The 14,460-nt window shown below is 35.6% G+C and carries 7 protein-coding genes; 5 read left to right on the top strand and 2 right to left on the bottom strand.

Features of this window, described 5'->3' with window-relative positions:
- Positions 1-61 precede the first annotated feature (61 nt).
- Both NPX36_RS13495 and NPX36_RS13490 read right to left on the bottom strand, forming a co-directional pair.
- Entirely contained in the window at positions 62-1,852 is a 1,791-nt protein-coding gene (locus NPX36_RS13495; RefSeq protein ID WP_257499253.1) for a cytochrome-c peroxidase, read from the bottom strand.
- 51 nt (positions 1,853-1,903) lie between these two features.
- Positions 1,904-3,409, bottom strand: a complete 1,506-nt coding sequence (locus NPX36_RS13490) for a PhoX family protein (protein WP_257499252.1) — start codon at positions 3,407-3,409, stop codon at positions 1,904-1,906.
- Between the two features lie 289 nt (positions 3,410-3,698).
- Here NPX36_RS13490 and NPX36_RS13485 point away from each other — a divergent pair, with 289 nt between their 5' ends.
- From NPX36_RS13485 to secDF, 5 genes are all read left to right on the top strand, one after another.
- Entirely contained in the window at positions 3,699-6,707 is a 3,009-nt protein-coding gene (locus NPX36_RS13485; protein WP_257499251.1) for a tetratricopeptide repeat protein, read from the top strand.
- Positions 6,708-6,713: 6 nt separating this feature from the next.
- Positions 6,714-8,462: a TonB-dependent receptor gene (locus NPX36_RS13480; RefSeq protein WP_257499250.1), complete on the top strand. Its 1,749-nt coding sequence runs from the start codon at positions 6,714-6,716 to the stop codon at positions 8,460-8,462.
- A gap of 219 nt (positions 8,463-8,681) precedes the next feature.
- Positions 8,682-9,128, top strand: a complete 447-nt coding sequence (locus NPX36_RS13475) for a hypothetical protein (protein WP_257499249.1) — start codon at positions 8,682-8,684, stop codon at positions 9,126-9,128.
- Between the two features lie 115 nt (positions 9,129-9,243).
- Positions 9,244-11,184, top strand: coding sequence for a DNA topoisomerase (ATP-hydrolyzing) subunit B (gene gyrB, locus NPX36_RS13470; RefSeq protein WP_257499248.1), 1,941 nt, complete (start codon positions 9,244-9,246; stop codon positions 11,182-11,184).
- A gap of 202 nt (positions 11,185-11,386) precedes the next feature.
- Positions 11,387-14,374: a protein translocase subunit SecDF gene (gene secDF, locus NPX36_RS13465; protein WP_257499247.1), complete on the top strand. Its 2,988-nt coding sequence runs from the start codon at positions 11,387-11,389 to the stop codon at positions 14,372-14,374.
- Positions 14,375-14,460: the final 86 nt, after the last annotated feature.

Here is a 14,460-nt window from a genome sequence, read left to right as displayed (position 1 = left end):
GATAATTTTAATTACAAAAAACCTTGCCAAAGTATTAAATTTTGGCAAGGTTTTGTTGTTTTTATTGATCGTTTAAGGCTTTCATAAACGCAATGAGTGCTTTTTGTTCGTGTTCCGATAAATCTAAAGCATCTGCCGGAAGCGTTTGGTTTTCTACTGATAAACCAAAACCCAAACCGCCACCTTTGTTGTAAAAGTTTACTACCTCTTCTAAAGACTTAAAAACACCGTTGTGCATATATGGAGCAGTTTTTTCAATATTGCGAACAGTCACCGTTTTAAATGCATTTTTCAATTGATACAAATCGGTATTGTATATATATCTTCCCAAATCGTTGTCTAAAATAGTAACTTCCACATCAGCAGGAACCCCCAAAACTTCTTGTTCTGAAGAGGAAAACCGTGGCGGAACGGTTCCGTTAAAAATTGGTAAAAAATGACAGGTTGCACATTTTGCCTTACCAACAAAAACATTAAATCCTTCTTTTTCTAAGGAAGTTAAAGCTGTTTTTTCACCACGCATATAATCGTCAAATCTCGAAGAAAACGTACTTAGCGATCTCACATAGCTTGCCAATGCATTTTGAACATGCCAACCTTCAATTTTATTGTCTTTATAAATCTTTTTAAATGAAGTTGCATAGTACTCATCGGTTTGTACCATTTTTAAAATATCTGCCATATTGCCGTGCATCTCCTCTTGGTTTTCAATCACATTTGTAGTAAGCGATTCTATATCTGCTTGCCGCATATCCCAAAATTGTCCGTGATAAAAACCTGCGTAATTTAAAGAAGGTGTGTTGCGAAGCAACGGACTACCTGCCAAATCGGAAGCCACTTTTAATCCGTCGGTAAATGCCTTCTCGGGATCATGACAACTTGCGCAGCTGCGGGTATTATTTTTGGATAAGTGCGTGTCGTAAAATAATTTCTTTCCTAATTCAATTTTTTCTGGATTCGATTTTAAGTTTTGATCTGCCGAAACAGCATTCAAATCAAAAGCATCTCGTGCAAAAAGTGAAGCAGCATCTGGCTTTAACATACTCACACGTTTAACAAACGGAATTTGGGCATCAAGCTGCAATTGATGTATTTTTTGTGCAATTGGATCTAAATAATTGATAATATATCCCAAATAATCAAAAGTATTTTTATTGGATGATTGGTTGATGGTTGTTTGTGCGGTTCTCAATAATTCCATCGAATTTTGGAATGATTCAAACCTTTGTAATTCATTTTTATAAATATTTAAAACATCTTCAATACCTTTTAAAGCGGCTTGCGATTCTGGAAAAAGCAAACTGCTTACAGGGGTATCAAAACCGGTGATGCCTAAAGTAGTAATTTTAAATATACCCAATCGCAGGGCATCAAAAACTTGCTCTTTTGAAGGTTTTGTAGCTTCAAAATTTGTAATGCCTGCTCTGATTAAATTATCAATAATGCGAATTTGTTTAATAATTTCGGTTTGTTGCTCTTTTTGATAATGAGGATATAAATATTCTTCTAAAACTTGAAAACCTTCAGCATCTAAAAATTTATTTTCTTCTAAATCTAAATGATCCAAAGCCGGACCGTTTAACAATTTAGACGATTTGGGCAAGAAATATTCCGTTGCCCACTCGGTGTTTTTAAAAAGCAATCTGCATTTTAAAAAGTGCTGTTGCAATTCGCTTTCTGAAGCATTTGACTGTGCCAAGCGTTCAAAATTTTGAAGAGCTTCCGATAGATTTTGTAGGTTTTTGATGATGTGCTGTTGCACGGTTTGCTCGTGATTAATTTGGTAATCGTTGTTTTTTTTACATTGGAAGAACAACAGCGAAATACATAAAAAAAGAACTATTTTTTTCATTTTACAAGAAAAACAGAAAACACTGGCACTAAAGCCAGTGTTTGTTTGTTATTAACGTTCAACATTTTTAATTAAAACTACTTGTCCGCCTTCTTTATTGCTTTGTGTACCAGAGCCATCGGCATTCAAAAATTCAGGTTTCTGCCAAGTGTGTGGATGAATATTCACGGCAAATGTTCCAGGAATACCCACTAAATCAGACACATCGATCATCGCACCATATTCCCATGAACCAAATTTGTCTAATTTACCAGATTGGTCAAATAAATTGAACCATTCCGCATTGCCGCGGTTGTGTTTCATATTTAACCAAGGCTTATACGATTTTTTTGCCATACTGTATTGCCAAATATACGAGTCATGATTGGCACCAGCGTAAAAAGAATCACCATCTTCTTGTATATACACATAGTTTTCGGTAACACAAATATTATCAGGGTTTATTAAATCATTTCCAGGGTTTGAATCACCTTCTGCAATAATTTCTAATGTTCCTTTAAACATATTGTTTTTATCTAAAACCAATTTATACACACGTCCCCACATGGTATATCCAGGCACTGGTTGTCCGCCACTTGCTTGTCCGGTAGCAGTAAAATAAATTTCGTTTCCATTGCCTTTTCCTTTGCGGTAATCCACATCTTCAACTCTTGAAAAACGCAAGGCATTATTGGTGATGTTCGCAGCGTTTATTTCGGCACCTGTTAAATTTTTAGCATTAGGAATTTCCACAAACTCCACAGCATACGATTGATTTTTTGTCATGCTACCTTCGGTAATGGTATTGTCAATTCTTTTTAAAGCATACAGCTTACCGTTATCCAAATCACCACGTGTGTTGGAATGATACATGATTAATTGACCAGCACTTTGATGATTGGTTGAATAACTTTGGTCTTCACCGATTAAAATAAAAGTACCACTTCCCGATACATCTGAAGGTAAAGGAACAGCGTTTTCCATACTTGCTCTTCCCAATGCGGGCTTCACACGGTCTGTTCTAGAACGGTCGTTAACAAAACCCAATGGGTCAATGGCATGCACTAAGCTTTCTTCACCCGATTCACCCGCAGTTAAAAAAACCGGTCCAAATCCATGAACTGCCGGCTCTGCAAGGGTAGCCGAACACAACCGTGTCATTCCACCAACTGCATCAACAATGTATTCACCACGAACCGGCTTAAAGTTTTTGTCTAAAAACACACGCGATACCGATTGTAAAATTTCGTGGTTAGTAATCATCATAAAACCTTCACCGCTTGGGTTTTTCATGAAACCGGCTCCGTCTGGCTGTGCACCAAATACAAAATTAGGAGATTGTTCTAACTTGTCCGAAGATGAAATAAGCGTTAAAATTTCTAAATCTTCAAATCCGGGCATTCCATAAACCAATGCTGGTATATTGGAATGATTCACTAGGTTAATAGTTGTTTCTGGAACTTCGGTTTCAGGGTTGGTTTCTTCTTCTTGTGAAGGAATCGCTTCATCCTGGCATGAAGTGACGAATAAAGAAGCAAAAGCTAAAAAAGCTATTTTTCCTACATAAATTTTTTTCATTGTTTATTTGTATTTTGTTCGATACAAACATAGAACAAGGTGTGTAAGCAAATCTTTAGCAGAAAATTATGTTAAAGCAGATTCTTAGTTAAAAATTTGTAAAATTTGTAAAGTTTTTATTGCGTAAGTTTAATTCGGCTTAACATTAGGTTGTGTTTCATTGTATCTCCCACTTAAAACAAGGTACATGATCGAATAAAAAACGCTTATTTAAACAATTAATAATCACATAATCCGTTTCAATTATATATATATTTTAATATATTTGATTTTTAAAAAAATAGTTGAAATGCGAAAAGCGAATCATTTTCTATACCTATCCTTTTTGTTGGGCGGAATTTCTATGAATGCCCAACAATCTTACAACTACACGCAAGAAAACAAAGATTTTTACAACGCAGTAAGTTTATACAATGAACAACAATATGCCGTTGCTCAAATTTTGTTTGATCAAGTAAAAATAAAAAATACAAACGACGAAATACAAGCAGAAAGTGCATATTACAGTGCCAATTGCGCCATTCGTTTAGGGCAGGCAGGAGCCGAACAAAAAATCAGTCAGTTTATTTATGATTATCCCACCAGCAGTAAACAAGCACAAGCTTATGTTGATGTAAGCAATTTTTACTTCTCGCAAGGTGATTACGATCAATCTTTGCGTTATGCTGAAAAAATAAACGAAGCCATTTTAAGTCCGGCAGATAAGGATCGTATCAATTTTCAAAAAGGATATGCTTATTTCAGCAAAAAGCAAAATGCCAAAGCAAAAACATATCTCGATCAAGTGGATTTGGAAGGAGCGTATGGCAATCAAGCAAAATATTATTTAGGATACATTTCGTATGCCAACAACGATTACGATCAAGCAAATGAATACTTTGCCAATGTGGAATCTGTTGAAAAGTATCAAGAACGCATGGGCTACTACAAAGCCGATATGCAGTTTAAAAGCGGAAACTTTCAAAAAGCGATTGAAGAAGGTTTGGCACAAATGCCAAAATCTACCGAAACCGAAAAATCAGAGCTTTCAAAAATTATCGGCGAAAGCTATTTCAACTTGAAACAATACGATAAAGCATTACCCTATTTATTGGCTTATGAAGGTAAAAACGGAAAGCTAAGCAATGTGGATTTTTATCAATTGGGCTATTCGTATTACCAACAAAAAGACTACGAAAAAGCCGTTTCTGAGTTCAATAAAATTATCAGCGGAAAAGATGCTGTGGCTCAAAACGCCTATTATCACTTGGGTGAAAGTTATTTAAAATTAAATCAACGCACACAAGCTTTAAACGCATTTAAAAATGCTTCTGAAATGGATTTTTCTGCAAAAATTCAAGAAGATGCGTATGCAAATTATGCCAAATTAAGCTACGATATTGGAAATCCTTACAAAAGTGTTCCGGAAGTAATAACTGATTTTTTGGTGAAATATCCCGAAACGCCTTACAAACAAGAATTGAGTGACTTGTTGGTAGATTCTTATATATCAACCAAAAACTATAAAGCGGCTTTAGAAGTTTTAGAATCAAACCGCACGCCACTGAATAAAGCAGCTTATCAAAAAGTTACTTTTTATAGGGGAGTGGAACTGTTCAATGAAGGTAAATTCAGCCAGGCAAACAGTATGTTCAATAAATCAATTGCGGAACGCCAAGACAATAAATATGTGGCAAGGGCTACTTATTGGCGAGGCGAAAGCGAATATGCATTGAACCGTTTTGGCGATGCCTACCAAACATTTACCACTTTTAAACAATTGCCCCAAGCGCAAAACACGCCAGAATTTAAAAGCGCAGAATACAATTTGGGATATGCTGCCTACAAGTTGAAAAACTACAGCAATGCCAATACGCACTTTAAAAATTATTTGGCGGCGGTGAAAGACGATGCTAAAAAATCCGATGCCACTTTGCGTTTGGCAGATGGATACTTTGTAACCAAGCAATACGGAGCGGCAATGGAAATGTATAACTCCATTTTAAACAGCAATTCGCCTTATAAAGATTATGCGGCATATCAAAAAGCTATATCGTATGGTTTTATCGATAAAACGCCCACAAAAATTGAAGAATTACAAAAATTTATCGCTAATTATAAGTCGTCTAGTTTAATAGATGACGCCATTTATGAATTGGGAAGCACCTATGCCAACACCAATCAAACCAACAAATCTATTGAAACATTTAATCAATTAATTAGCAATTATCCGCAGTCTAATTTAATTTCAAAAACAATTCTGCGTCAAGGATTGGTTTATGTGAATGCAAACCAAGAAGACAAGGCAATTGAACGATTTAAAAAAGTGGTGGCCGATTATCCGGGTTCGCAAGATACCATGGAAGCGGTTCAAAATGCACGAATTGTTTATTTAGATTCAGGAAGATCTAATGAATTTGCCGCTTGGGTTAAAAATCTGGATTTTGTGGATATTTCTACCGCCGAATTAGAAAACGATGTGTTCACGTCGGCAGAAAGTCAAATGGCACAAAATAATAACGAAGGTGCGTTGAAAAGCTTAAACGATTATGTGAGCAATTATCCCAACGGATTACATGCTACAAAAGCTTATTTTAACATGGCAGAAATTTATTTTGGAAATAATAAAGTAGCCGAGGCGAAAGCCAATTATGAGCAGGTGGTAAAACGAGGAAAATCGGAATATACAGAGCAATCTTTAATTCGACTTTCTAATATGTATCTCAATGAAAAAGACAAAACAAACGCTCAACGTGTCTTGAATTTGTTAGAAATCAATGCTAGTAATGACAATAATAAGCTTTTTGCACAAGCAAACCTTATGAAAATTGCTTATGAAGAAAACGATATGAACACTGCTGCAAAATATGCCAATATTTTGGCTGCCAACAGCAAAGTGGACAAGCGCATTAAAGCAGATGCTATTGCGATTAGCGCCCGAATGGCGTTTAAAAACAGCGATACTGCCAATGCGCGTAAATTATACGAGCAGTTAAATAGTATTGCATCGGGTGATTTAAAAGCCGAAGCTTTGTATTATGATGCTTATTTTAAAAATGCTGATAAAAAATACGATGCATCAAACAAAATCATAGAAAAATTGGTAAAAGAATATTCGGCAAATAAATATTACAATGCCAAAGGCTTGGTTTTGCTGGCTAAAAACTTCTATCAATTGAAAGACAGTTACCAGGCAACTTATATTTTGGAGAGTGTAATTTCTAATGCCACAGAATATGCAGATGTGGTAACTGAAGCCAAGACAGAGTTGAATCGCATTAAAACAGAAGAATCGAAACGAAATTCATCGGTTAAATAATTTTTTATGAAAAAGTACGCATTAAGCATCACTATAGCAGCGGCATTTTTTGCTCATCAGGCAAATGCACAAGAAGATAAAGATAAAAAGAATAAGGGAGTAGGAACCGAAGTTGTAAACGTAACATCGGAATATCAAGCTACTTTGAACGACGCTTTTAAAATTAACGATAACCCGTTAATTGAAGACGAAGACATAAACCAGAAAAAAGAAGTAAAATACACTATTTTTTCGGTTCCGGTTGCATCTACCTTTTCACCAGCAAAAGGCGAAGCTGCAAAGGTTGACAATGATTCGTTGGCAAAATTTTACAGCAATTATGCATTGTTTGGTTTTGGAAATTACAACACCATTCGTGGTGAATTGGGTATTGTAGAAACCATTGGAAGTAAAAATATGTATGTGGGCGGTTTGCTTAAGCACATATCGTCGGGCGGTGGTATCGAAAATGTGCAATTAGATGATTCGTTCAGCAAAAGTAATTTAGATTTCACGCTGGGTCAACGCAACGAAAACAATCAATGGAACACCCAATTTGGAGCAATGACATCTAAATACAATTGGTATGGAACACCTGCCGATTTTTTCGTGTCGAATTTTAATTTTGATTTGGTTGATCCTTTGCAAAAATACAACGATGTGCATATTGGTGCTTCTTATGAAAGTTATATCGGTGCTTTCGAAAAAATAGATGCTCGATACAAATATTTTTGGGACGATTACAGCAGTAAAGAAAGCCGCTTTGTGGTTGCGCCAAAATTTAGTGTGGAACTACCCAATAATACCGTATATATAAATTTAGAAGCAGATTATGTAAACACACAATTTGCAAACAATGGTATTGATAATTTGGTAGATACATACAGTCACTTAAACTTATCTGCGAACCCAAGTATCAAGTTTTTTGATGCCGATTATTCATTGGAATTAGGTGCTGGTTTAACGTATATTTTAGGCAAAGAACAAGGAATTGAAAACAATTCGTTAGTAATTTATCCAATGGTGAAAGCCAATTTTAATCTTGTTCCAAACATCGTGCAGGCCTATTTAGGAGCAGTAGGAGGAGTGCAACAAAATTCGTATGCCGACTTAGCAGATCAAAATCCGTTTTTGGCACCGTCTTTCGTTTTAAGACCAACCAGAACCAATTATGATGTGTATGCTGGTATGAAAGGAAAATTGTATCATAATTTATCATATAATGTTCGTGCAAATTACAAGAACGAAGACGATAAAGCCATGTTTACCATTAATCCATACAACATCAATCTACAAAATAAACAAGGCTATCAATACGGAAACTCTTTTGGTTTGATTTATGATAAAGTAACCACATTTACCTTATTTGGTGAGTTGAATTTTGATTTTTCTGGAAAAGCTCAAATTGGTTTATCAGGGGAATACAATAGTTTCAATTTAGACCAATATCAAAATGTGTTTCATATACCTCAAGGAAAAATTAATGTAAACGTATTGTATAACTTTACTAATCAATGGTTTGCCGACGCGAATTTAGGATATGTTGGGCAACGCTACGAGTTCAGCGGTGCTCCGATATCTAGTATGAACGATGATATAAAACTGGGCGATTTCTATGATTTGAATGTTACTGTGGGGTATAGACCAACTGCTCAGTGGACTATTTTTGCCAAAGGATTAAATTTAGCAAACGAAAATTATTTGCGTTTTAACCAATACCAAGTGCAAGGTTTGCAAGTGTTGGGTGGAGCCATATATAAATTCGATTTTAAATAAAAGCAATAATTAAAATGCTACAAGGTTTTAAAAACCTTGTAGCTATTATATTGCTTCAAAGCTTTTTAAGCCTTGAAGCCCTTTTTTTAAGATAGAATAAACAAACGGTTTCAATAAGAACTTTCACAGAATCAGCATCTTCATTTAGATCGTTTGGTTCACAACTAATCACAATCGAACAGAAGTTGACTACAAAAGCTCCAAAAGGGCTTTATTTTTATGGATAGAAAAGAACTAAAACAACTGGTTTTAAATACGCTAAGCAATCAGCTAGCAATTATACAAAACCAAATAACCGATTTGGCAACCGATTCTTTAAACGATGCCAAGAGTTCAGCTGGTGATAAACACGAAACCGGCTTGGCAATGATGCACTTAGAACAAGAAAAATTGACTGCAAAATTACAGCAGTTGCAGGAAATGCATCAAATTGCACGCACATTGCCAACAGAAAAAAAGGTGCAAAAAGTGACCTTTGGCTCTGTTGTAAAAATCAATCAATCTATATTATATATCAGTGTTCCATTACAAGCTGTTCTGTATCAAAACCAAAAAATATTTTGTGTTTCAGAAAAAGCACCATTAGTGCAACAATTATTACATAAAGAAATTGGTAGTGAAATAACATTCAACACCATTTTGTATCAAATATTAAATATATATTAGTTTTAACGATTTGTAGTGTTGATAACTTCAAAAACAATAAATGCTTTTAGAGGGCAAAAATTCGGTAAAATTTAGTATATTTGTAGTTTAGTATATTTTAGTACACCTTAAAATTATGAGTGAAGAAGTAAAGAAAAATTCGTATTCAGCCGACAGTATTCAGGCTTTAGAGGGAATGGAACACGTGCGCATGCGTCCGTCAATGTATATTGGTGATGTGGGTGTTCGCGGGTTGCACCATTTAGTTTACGAAGTTGTTGATAACTCTATAGATGAAGCATTGGCAGGTTACTGTGATTCCATCCAAGTTATCATCAATCAAGACAATTCAATTTCAGTTCAAGATAACGGTCGTGGAATCCCTGTGGATATGCACAAAAAAGAAGGCGTATCTGCATTAGAAGTGGTTATGACCAAAATTGGTGCTGGTGGAAAATTCGATAAAGATTCATATAAAGTTTCTGGTGGATTGCACGGGGTAGGTGTATCGTGTGTAAACGCCTTATCAGATCATTTGCGTGCAGAAGTGCACCGCGATGGTAAAATTTGGGAACAAGAATACGAACGCGGAAAAGCAGTTTATCCGGCACGCCCAATTGGTGAAACCAATAAAACTGGTACAAAGGTTACTTTTAAACCAGATGCTACCATTTTTACACAAACCTTAGAGTATTCTTACGATACTTTAGCAGCACGTTTGCGCGAATTATCCTTTTTAAATAAAGGAATAACCATTACATTGACCGATTTACGCAATGTAAACGACAAGGGCGAAGCACACAGCGAAACATTCCATTCAAAAGAAGGGTTAAAAGAATATGTACGCTTTTTAGACGGGAACCGCACCCCAATCATCAGCCATGTAATTAATATGGAAAATGAAAAAGGCGAGATTCCTGTAGAAGTGGCTTTGATTTATAACGACAGTTATTCAGAAAATATTTATTCGTATGTAAACAATATCAATACACACGAAGGAGGAACACATTTGCAAGGTTTCCGTATGGGGTTAACCCGCACGTTGAAAAAATATGCAGATACATCCGGATTATTAGATAAATTAAAGTTTGAAATTTCGGGCGATGATTTCCGTGAAGGTTTAACAGCCATTATTTCTGTTAAAGTAATGGAACCACAGTTTGAAGGACAAACCAAAACCAAACTTGGAAACCGTGAAGTGGTTTCTCCGGTATCACAAGCGGTTGCCGATATGCTTGAAGCTTATTTGGAAGAAAACCCGCAAGATGCCAAAACCATCATTCAAAAAGTAATTTTAGCCGCACAAGCACGCCACGCAGCTAAAAAAGCACGCGAAATGGTGCAACGTAAAACAGTAATGAGCGGAGGTGGTTTACCAGGAAAACTATCAGATTGTTCAGAGCAAAATCCAGAAAAATGTGAAATTTTCTTCGTAGAGGGAGATTCCGCAGGTGGAACTGCAAAACAAGGACGCGATCGAAATTTTCAAGCCATTATGCCTTTGCGAGGAAAAATTTTGAACGTTGAAAAAGCAATGGGACACAAGGTTTTTGAAAATGAAGAAATTCGTAATATTTTCACGGCATTAGGTGTAACCATTGGTACCGAAGAGGATAGTAAAGCATTGAATCTTTCGAAATTGCGTTACCATAAAGTAGTTATTATGTGTGATGCCGATGTGGATGGAAGCCACATTGCCACATTGATACTTACATTTTTCTTTAGATATATGCGCGATCTAATTGAAAGGGGATATGTTTATATTGCTACACCACCGCTTTATATGGTGAAAAAAGGAACAAAAAAACAATATGCATGGAACGATGAAGAACGCATTGCACTAATGGAACAAATGGGTCAAGGCGCATCGGTACAACGCTATAAAGGTTTAGGAGAGATGAATGCAGAACAATTATGGGAAACCACCATGAATCCTGAATTTAGAACCCTTCGCCAAATTACAGTGGACAATTTAGCCGAAGCAGACCGTGTTTTTTCCATGTTAATGGGCGATGAAGTGCCACCTCGAAGAGAGTTTATAGAGAAAAACGCTGTTTATGCAAACATTGATGCTTAAAACAATATAAAAACCGACGGAAGTCGGTTTTTTTTTTATACGTCAAATTGTTAATAACCTCCTAAAAAGATATTCAAATTAACCTCTTTTTTTATTGTTAAATCTTTTGTGAAGTTATATATTTGTCCGTTTTATAAGATTTTTTCGTTTTAAAGCGAAATCATTCAAACAAAATCATTTAAAAACTATTAATTTTTAAAAAATGCAGAATAAAGGACTCGTTAAGTTTATTGCGATTGTTTTTGCGTTGGTAAGTATTTACCAATTGTCCTTTACGTTTGTAACGAATCATTATGAAAGTAAAGCAAAAGAGTTTTCTAAAGGTGATTTAACCAAAGAAGCTCGTTACTTAGATTCAATTTCAAACGAAAAGGTTTATTTAGGAAAAACTTTTGCTCAAGTACGTTCAGAACAAATTCAAAAAGGTTTAGATTTAGAAGGAGGTATCAACGTGATGCTTCAAATTTCTGTTAAAGACATTTTAAAAGGATTGTCAAACGACTCAAAAAACGCCGTTTTCAATCAAGCATTGTCTGAAGCAGAGAAAAACCGCGATGGAAATCAAACCTATTTGGAATCGTTTTATGAATCGTTTGAAAAAGTTTCAGCAGGAAAAGTAAAATTATCTTCATCTGAAATTTTTGCAAACAGAAACTTGCAAGAAGTAAACCCTTCCATGAGCGATGCGCAGGTGAAAACCATCATCAACGCTAAAGTAAAAGAAGCAATAGAAAGTGCCTACCGTGTTTTTGGTGAGCGTATTGATAAATTTGGTGTGGTTTCTCCAACTATTCAAATGGTGGGTGAATCTGGACGAATCTTGGTAGAATTACCCGGAGCAAAAGATATTGATCGTATTAAAAACCTGTTGCAATCTACGGCACAATTAGAGTTCTGGGAAACTTATAAATCAGAACAATTGGGTGATTTTGTATTTGCAGCCAATGCCGTTCTAAAAGAGAAAAATACGGAAAAACTAGCGGCTGTTGTCGCAAACGATAGCACCGCAAAACCTAAAACCGATGTTGATAAATTATTAACGGGTGTTTCTAAAGATACAACAGCAAATACACAACAAGATTTAGGACCAATCCTTTCATTGATTCAAGCGCCAGGTTATCAAGGTTCTCCAATCATTGCGTTTTTTGCTACAAAAGATACTGCACAAATCAATACATATTTAAAAGATCCACAAGTTCGTGGACTATTAAATGGCGAATTGCGGTATGTGAAATTTGCATGGGGAAAACCTAAAAAAGAAGCTAATATTGTAGAATTATATGCTTTAAAAGGAAATGCACAAAATGCAGCTCCTTTATCAGGTTCGGTTATCACAGATGCAAGACAAGATTATGATCAAATAAAAAATGAACCGAATGTATCAATGCAGATGAATGCAAATGGTGCAAAAGTTTGGGAGGAATTAACTGCAAAAGCTTACTCGCAACAATCAAGTATCGCAATTACATTAGACAATGTAGTGTATTCAGCTCCAGGTGTTACTCAGCAAGGTGGAATATCGGGTGGTAACTCAAGTATATCTGGTAGCTTTACTGTTGACGAAGCAAAAGATTTAGCAAATATTCTAAAAGCAGGTAAATTGCCAGCCTCTGTAGATATTGTTTCGTCAGAAATTGTAGGTCCTTCATTAGGGCAAGCAGCTATCGATGCAGGTATGACCTCTTCAGTAGTAGGTTTAATCATCATTGCTTTATGGATGATTTTCTTCTATGGCAAAGCAGGTTGGTTCGCAAACATTGCATTGGCAGTAAACTTATTATTTATATTTGGTATTTTGGCTAGTATCGGAGCTGTTTTAACTTTACCAGGAATTGCAGGTATTGTTTTAACAATTGGAACGGCAGTAGATGCAAACATACTTATTTACGAGCGGGCAAAAGAATCACTTCGAGCAGGACAAACTTCGAAAGAAGCGATAAAGCATGCCTTTTCGTGGAGTGGTGCCATGTCTGCAATTACCGATGCAAACGTTACAACTGCTTTGACCGGTTTAGTGTTGTTGATTTTTGGTTCTGGACCAATCAAAGGGTTTGCAACTACTTTATTAATCGGTATTGGAACATCCGTATTCACGGCAATTGTTATTACAAGAGTTTTAGTAGATTGGGCAGAAGCAAAAGATTCGAAATTGTCATTTAGTACAAAAATCACTAAAAATTGGTTTACAAATATCAATTTTGATTTCTTAGGAAAAAAGAAAATCGCTTATGTGTTCACCACAATCACTATGTTGTTATGTGTTGGAACCTTATTCATAAACGGATTAAATTATGGAATTGACTTTACAGGAGGTAGAACATTCCAAGTGCAGTTTGATAATGATGTGGATGCATCATCTGTTTCAAACAAATTATCAAAAGTTTTTGATAGCAACGTAGAAGCTAAAATTTTTGGAAAAGATTCAAAACTAAAAATTACTACCAAATATAAGGTCGATGAGGAAAGTGCACAAGTAGATCAAGAAGTAAACAAAATACTTTATGATAACTTAAAGCCTTACTTTAAAACCGATTTAAGTTATGATCAATTCACACATCCAGCAGGAAGTGGTTTAGGAATTGTACAAGCATCAAAAGTAGGGCCAACTGTGGCAAAAGATGTAAAAACCGATGCTTACTGGGCTGTAGGTGGTGCATTGTTAGTAGTGTTTGTTTACTTAGCAATTTCATTCCGCAGATGGCAATATTCACTAGGTGCGGTAGTAGCTGTGGCACACGATGTGTTGTTTGTATTAGGTGTTTACTCATTCTTTTATAAATTCGCACCGTTTAACATGGAAGTAGATCAATCACTAGTAGCAGCTTTACTTACTGTAATTGGTTATTCATTGAACGATACCGTAATTGTATTCGATCGTGTTCGTGATTTTATTAGAGGTGATGTGGAAGGATCTTTTGAAGAAGTGGTAAACAAATCAATTAACACCACACTTTCAAGAACATTCAACACTTCTGCAACCGTGATTTTAATATTGTTAATCATGTTTATCTTTGGTGGGGAATCAATCCGTGGATTTGTGTTCGCAATGCTATTGGGAATTGGAGTAGGAACCTATTCATCACTATTTATTTCAACACCTATTTTGGTTGATACCATTAAAGGATCAGCAGAACGCGAACGTGCAGAAGCACTTAAAGCAAAACAAGAAGCAGAAAATTCAGAAGAATAAACGCTTTCATCATACAAATGATCCAAATAATAAAACCGCTTTAAACTTTTTGTTTAAGGCGGTTTTGGTTTTTACAAATACAACAA

The organism is Paenimyroides aestuarii, from assembly GCF_024628805.1.
Taxonomy (GTDB): domain Bacteria; phylum Bacteroidota; class Bacteroidia; order Flavobacteriales; family Flavobacteriaceae; genus Flavobacterium; species Flavobacterium aestuarii_A.
The sequence above is the reverse complement of the archived record's forward strand: the minus strand, read 5'-3'. Positions and strand labels throughout refer to the sequence as shown.

Coding starts and splice junctions, on each gene's coding strand:
- NPX36_RS13495 (WP_257499253.1), bottom strand. CDS start 1,852: ATGAAAAAAATAGTTCTTTTTTTATGTATTTCGCTGTTGTTCTTCCAA.
- NPX36_RS13490 (WP_257499252.1), bottom strand. CDS start 3,409: ATGAAAAAAATTTATGTAGGAAAAATAGCTTTTTTAGCTTTTGCTTCT.
- NPX36_RS13485 (WP_257499251.1), top strand. CDS start 3,699: ATGCGAAAAGCGAATCATTTTCTATACCTATCCTTTTTGTTGGGCGGA.
- NPX36_RS13480 (WP_257499250.1), top strand. CDS start 6,714: ATGAAAAAGTACGCATTAAGCATCACTATAGCAGCGGCATTTTTTGCT.
- NPX36_RS13475 (WP_257499249.1), top strand. CDS start 8,682: ATGGATAGAAAAGAACTAAAACAACTGGTTTTAAATACGCTAAGCAAT.
- gyrB (WP_257499248.1), top strand. CDS start 9,244: ATGAGTGAAGAAGTAAAGAAAAATTCGTATTCAGCCGACAGTATTCAG.
- secDF (WP_257499247.1), top strand. CDS start 11,387: ATGCAGAATAAAGGACTCGTTAAGTTTATTGCGATTGTTTTTGCGTTG.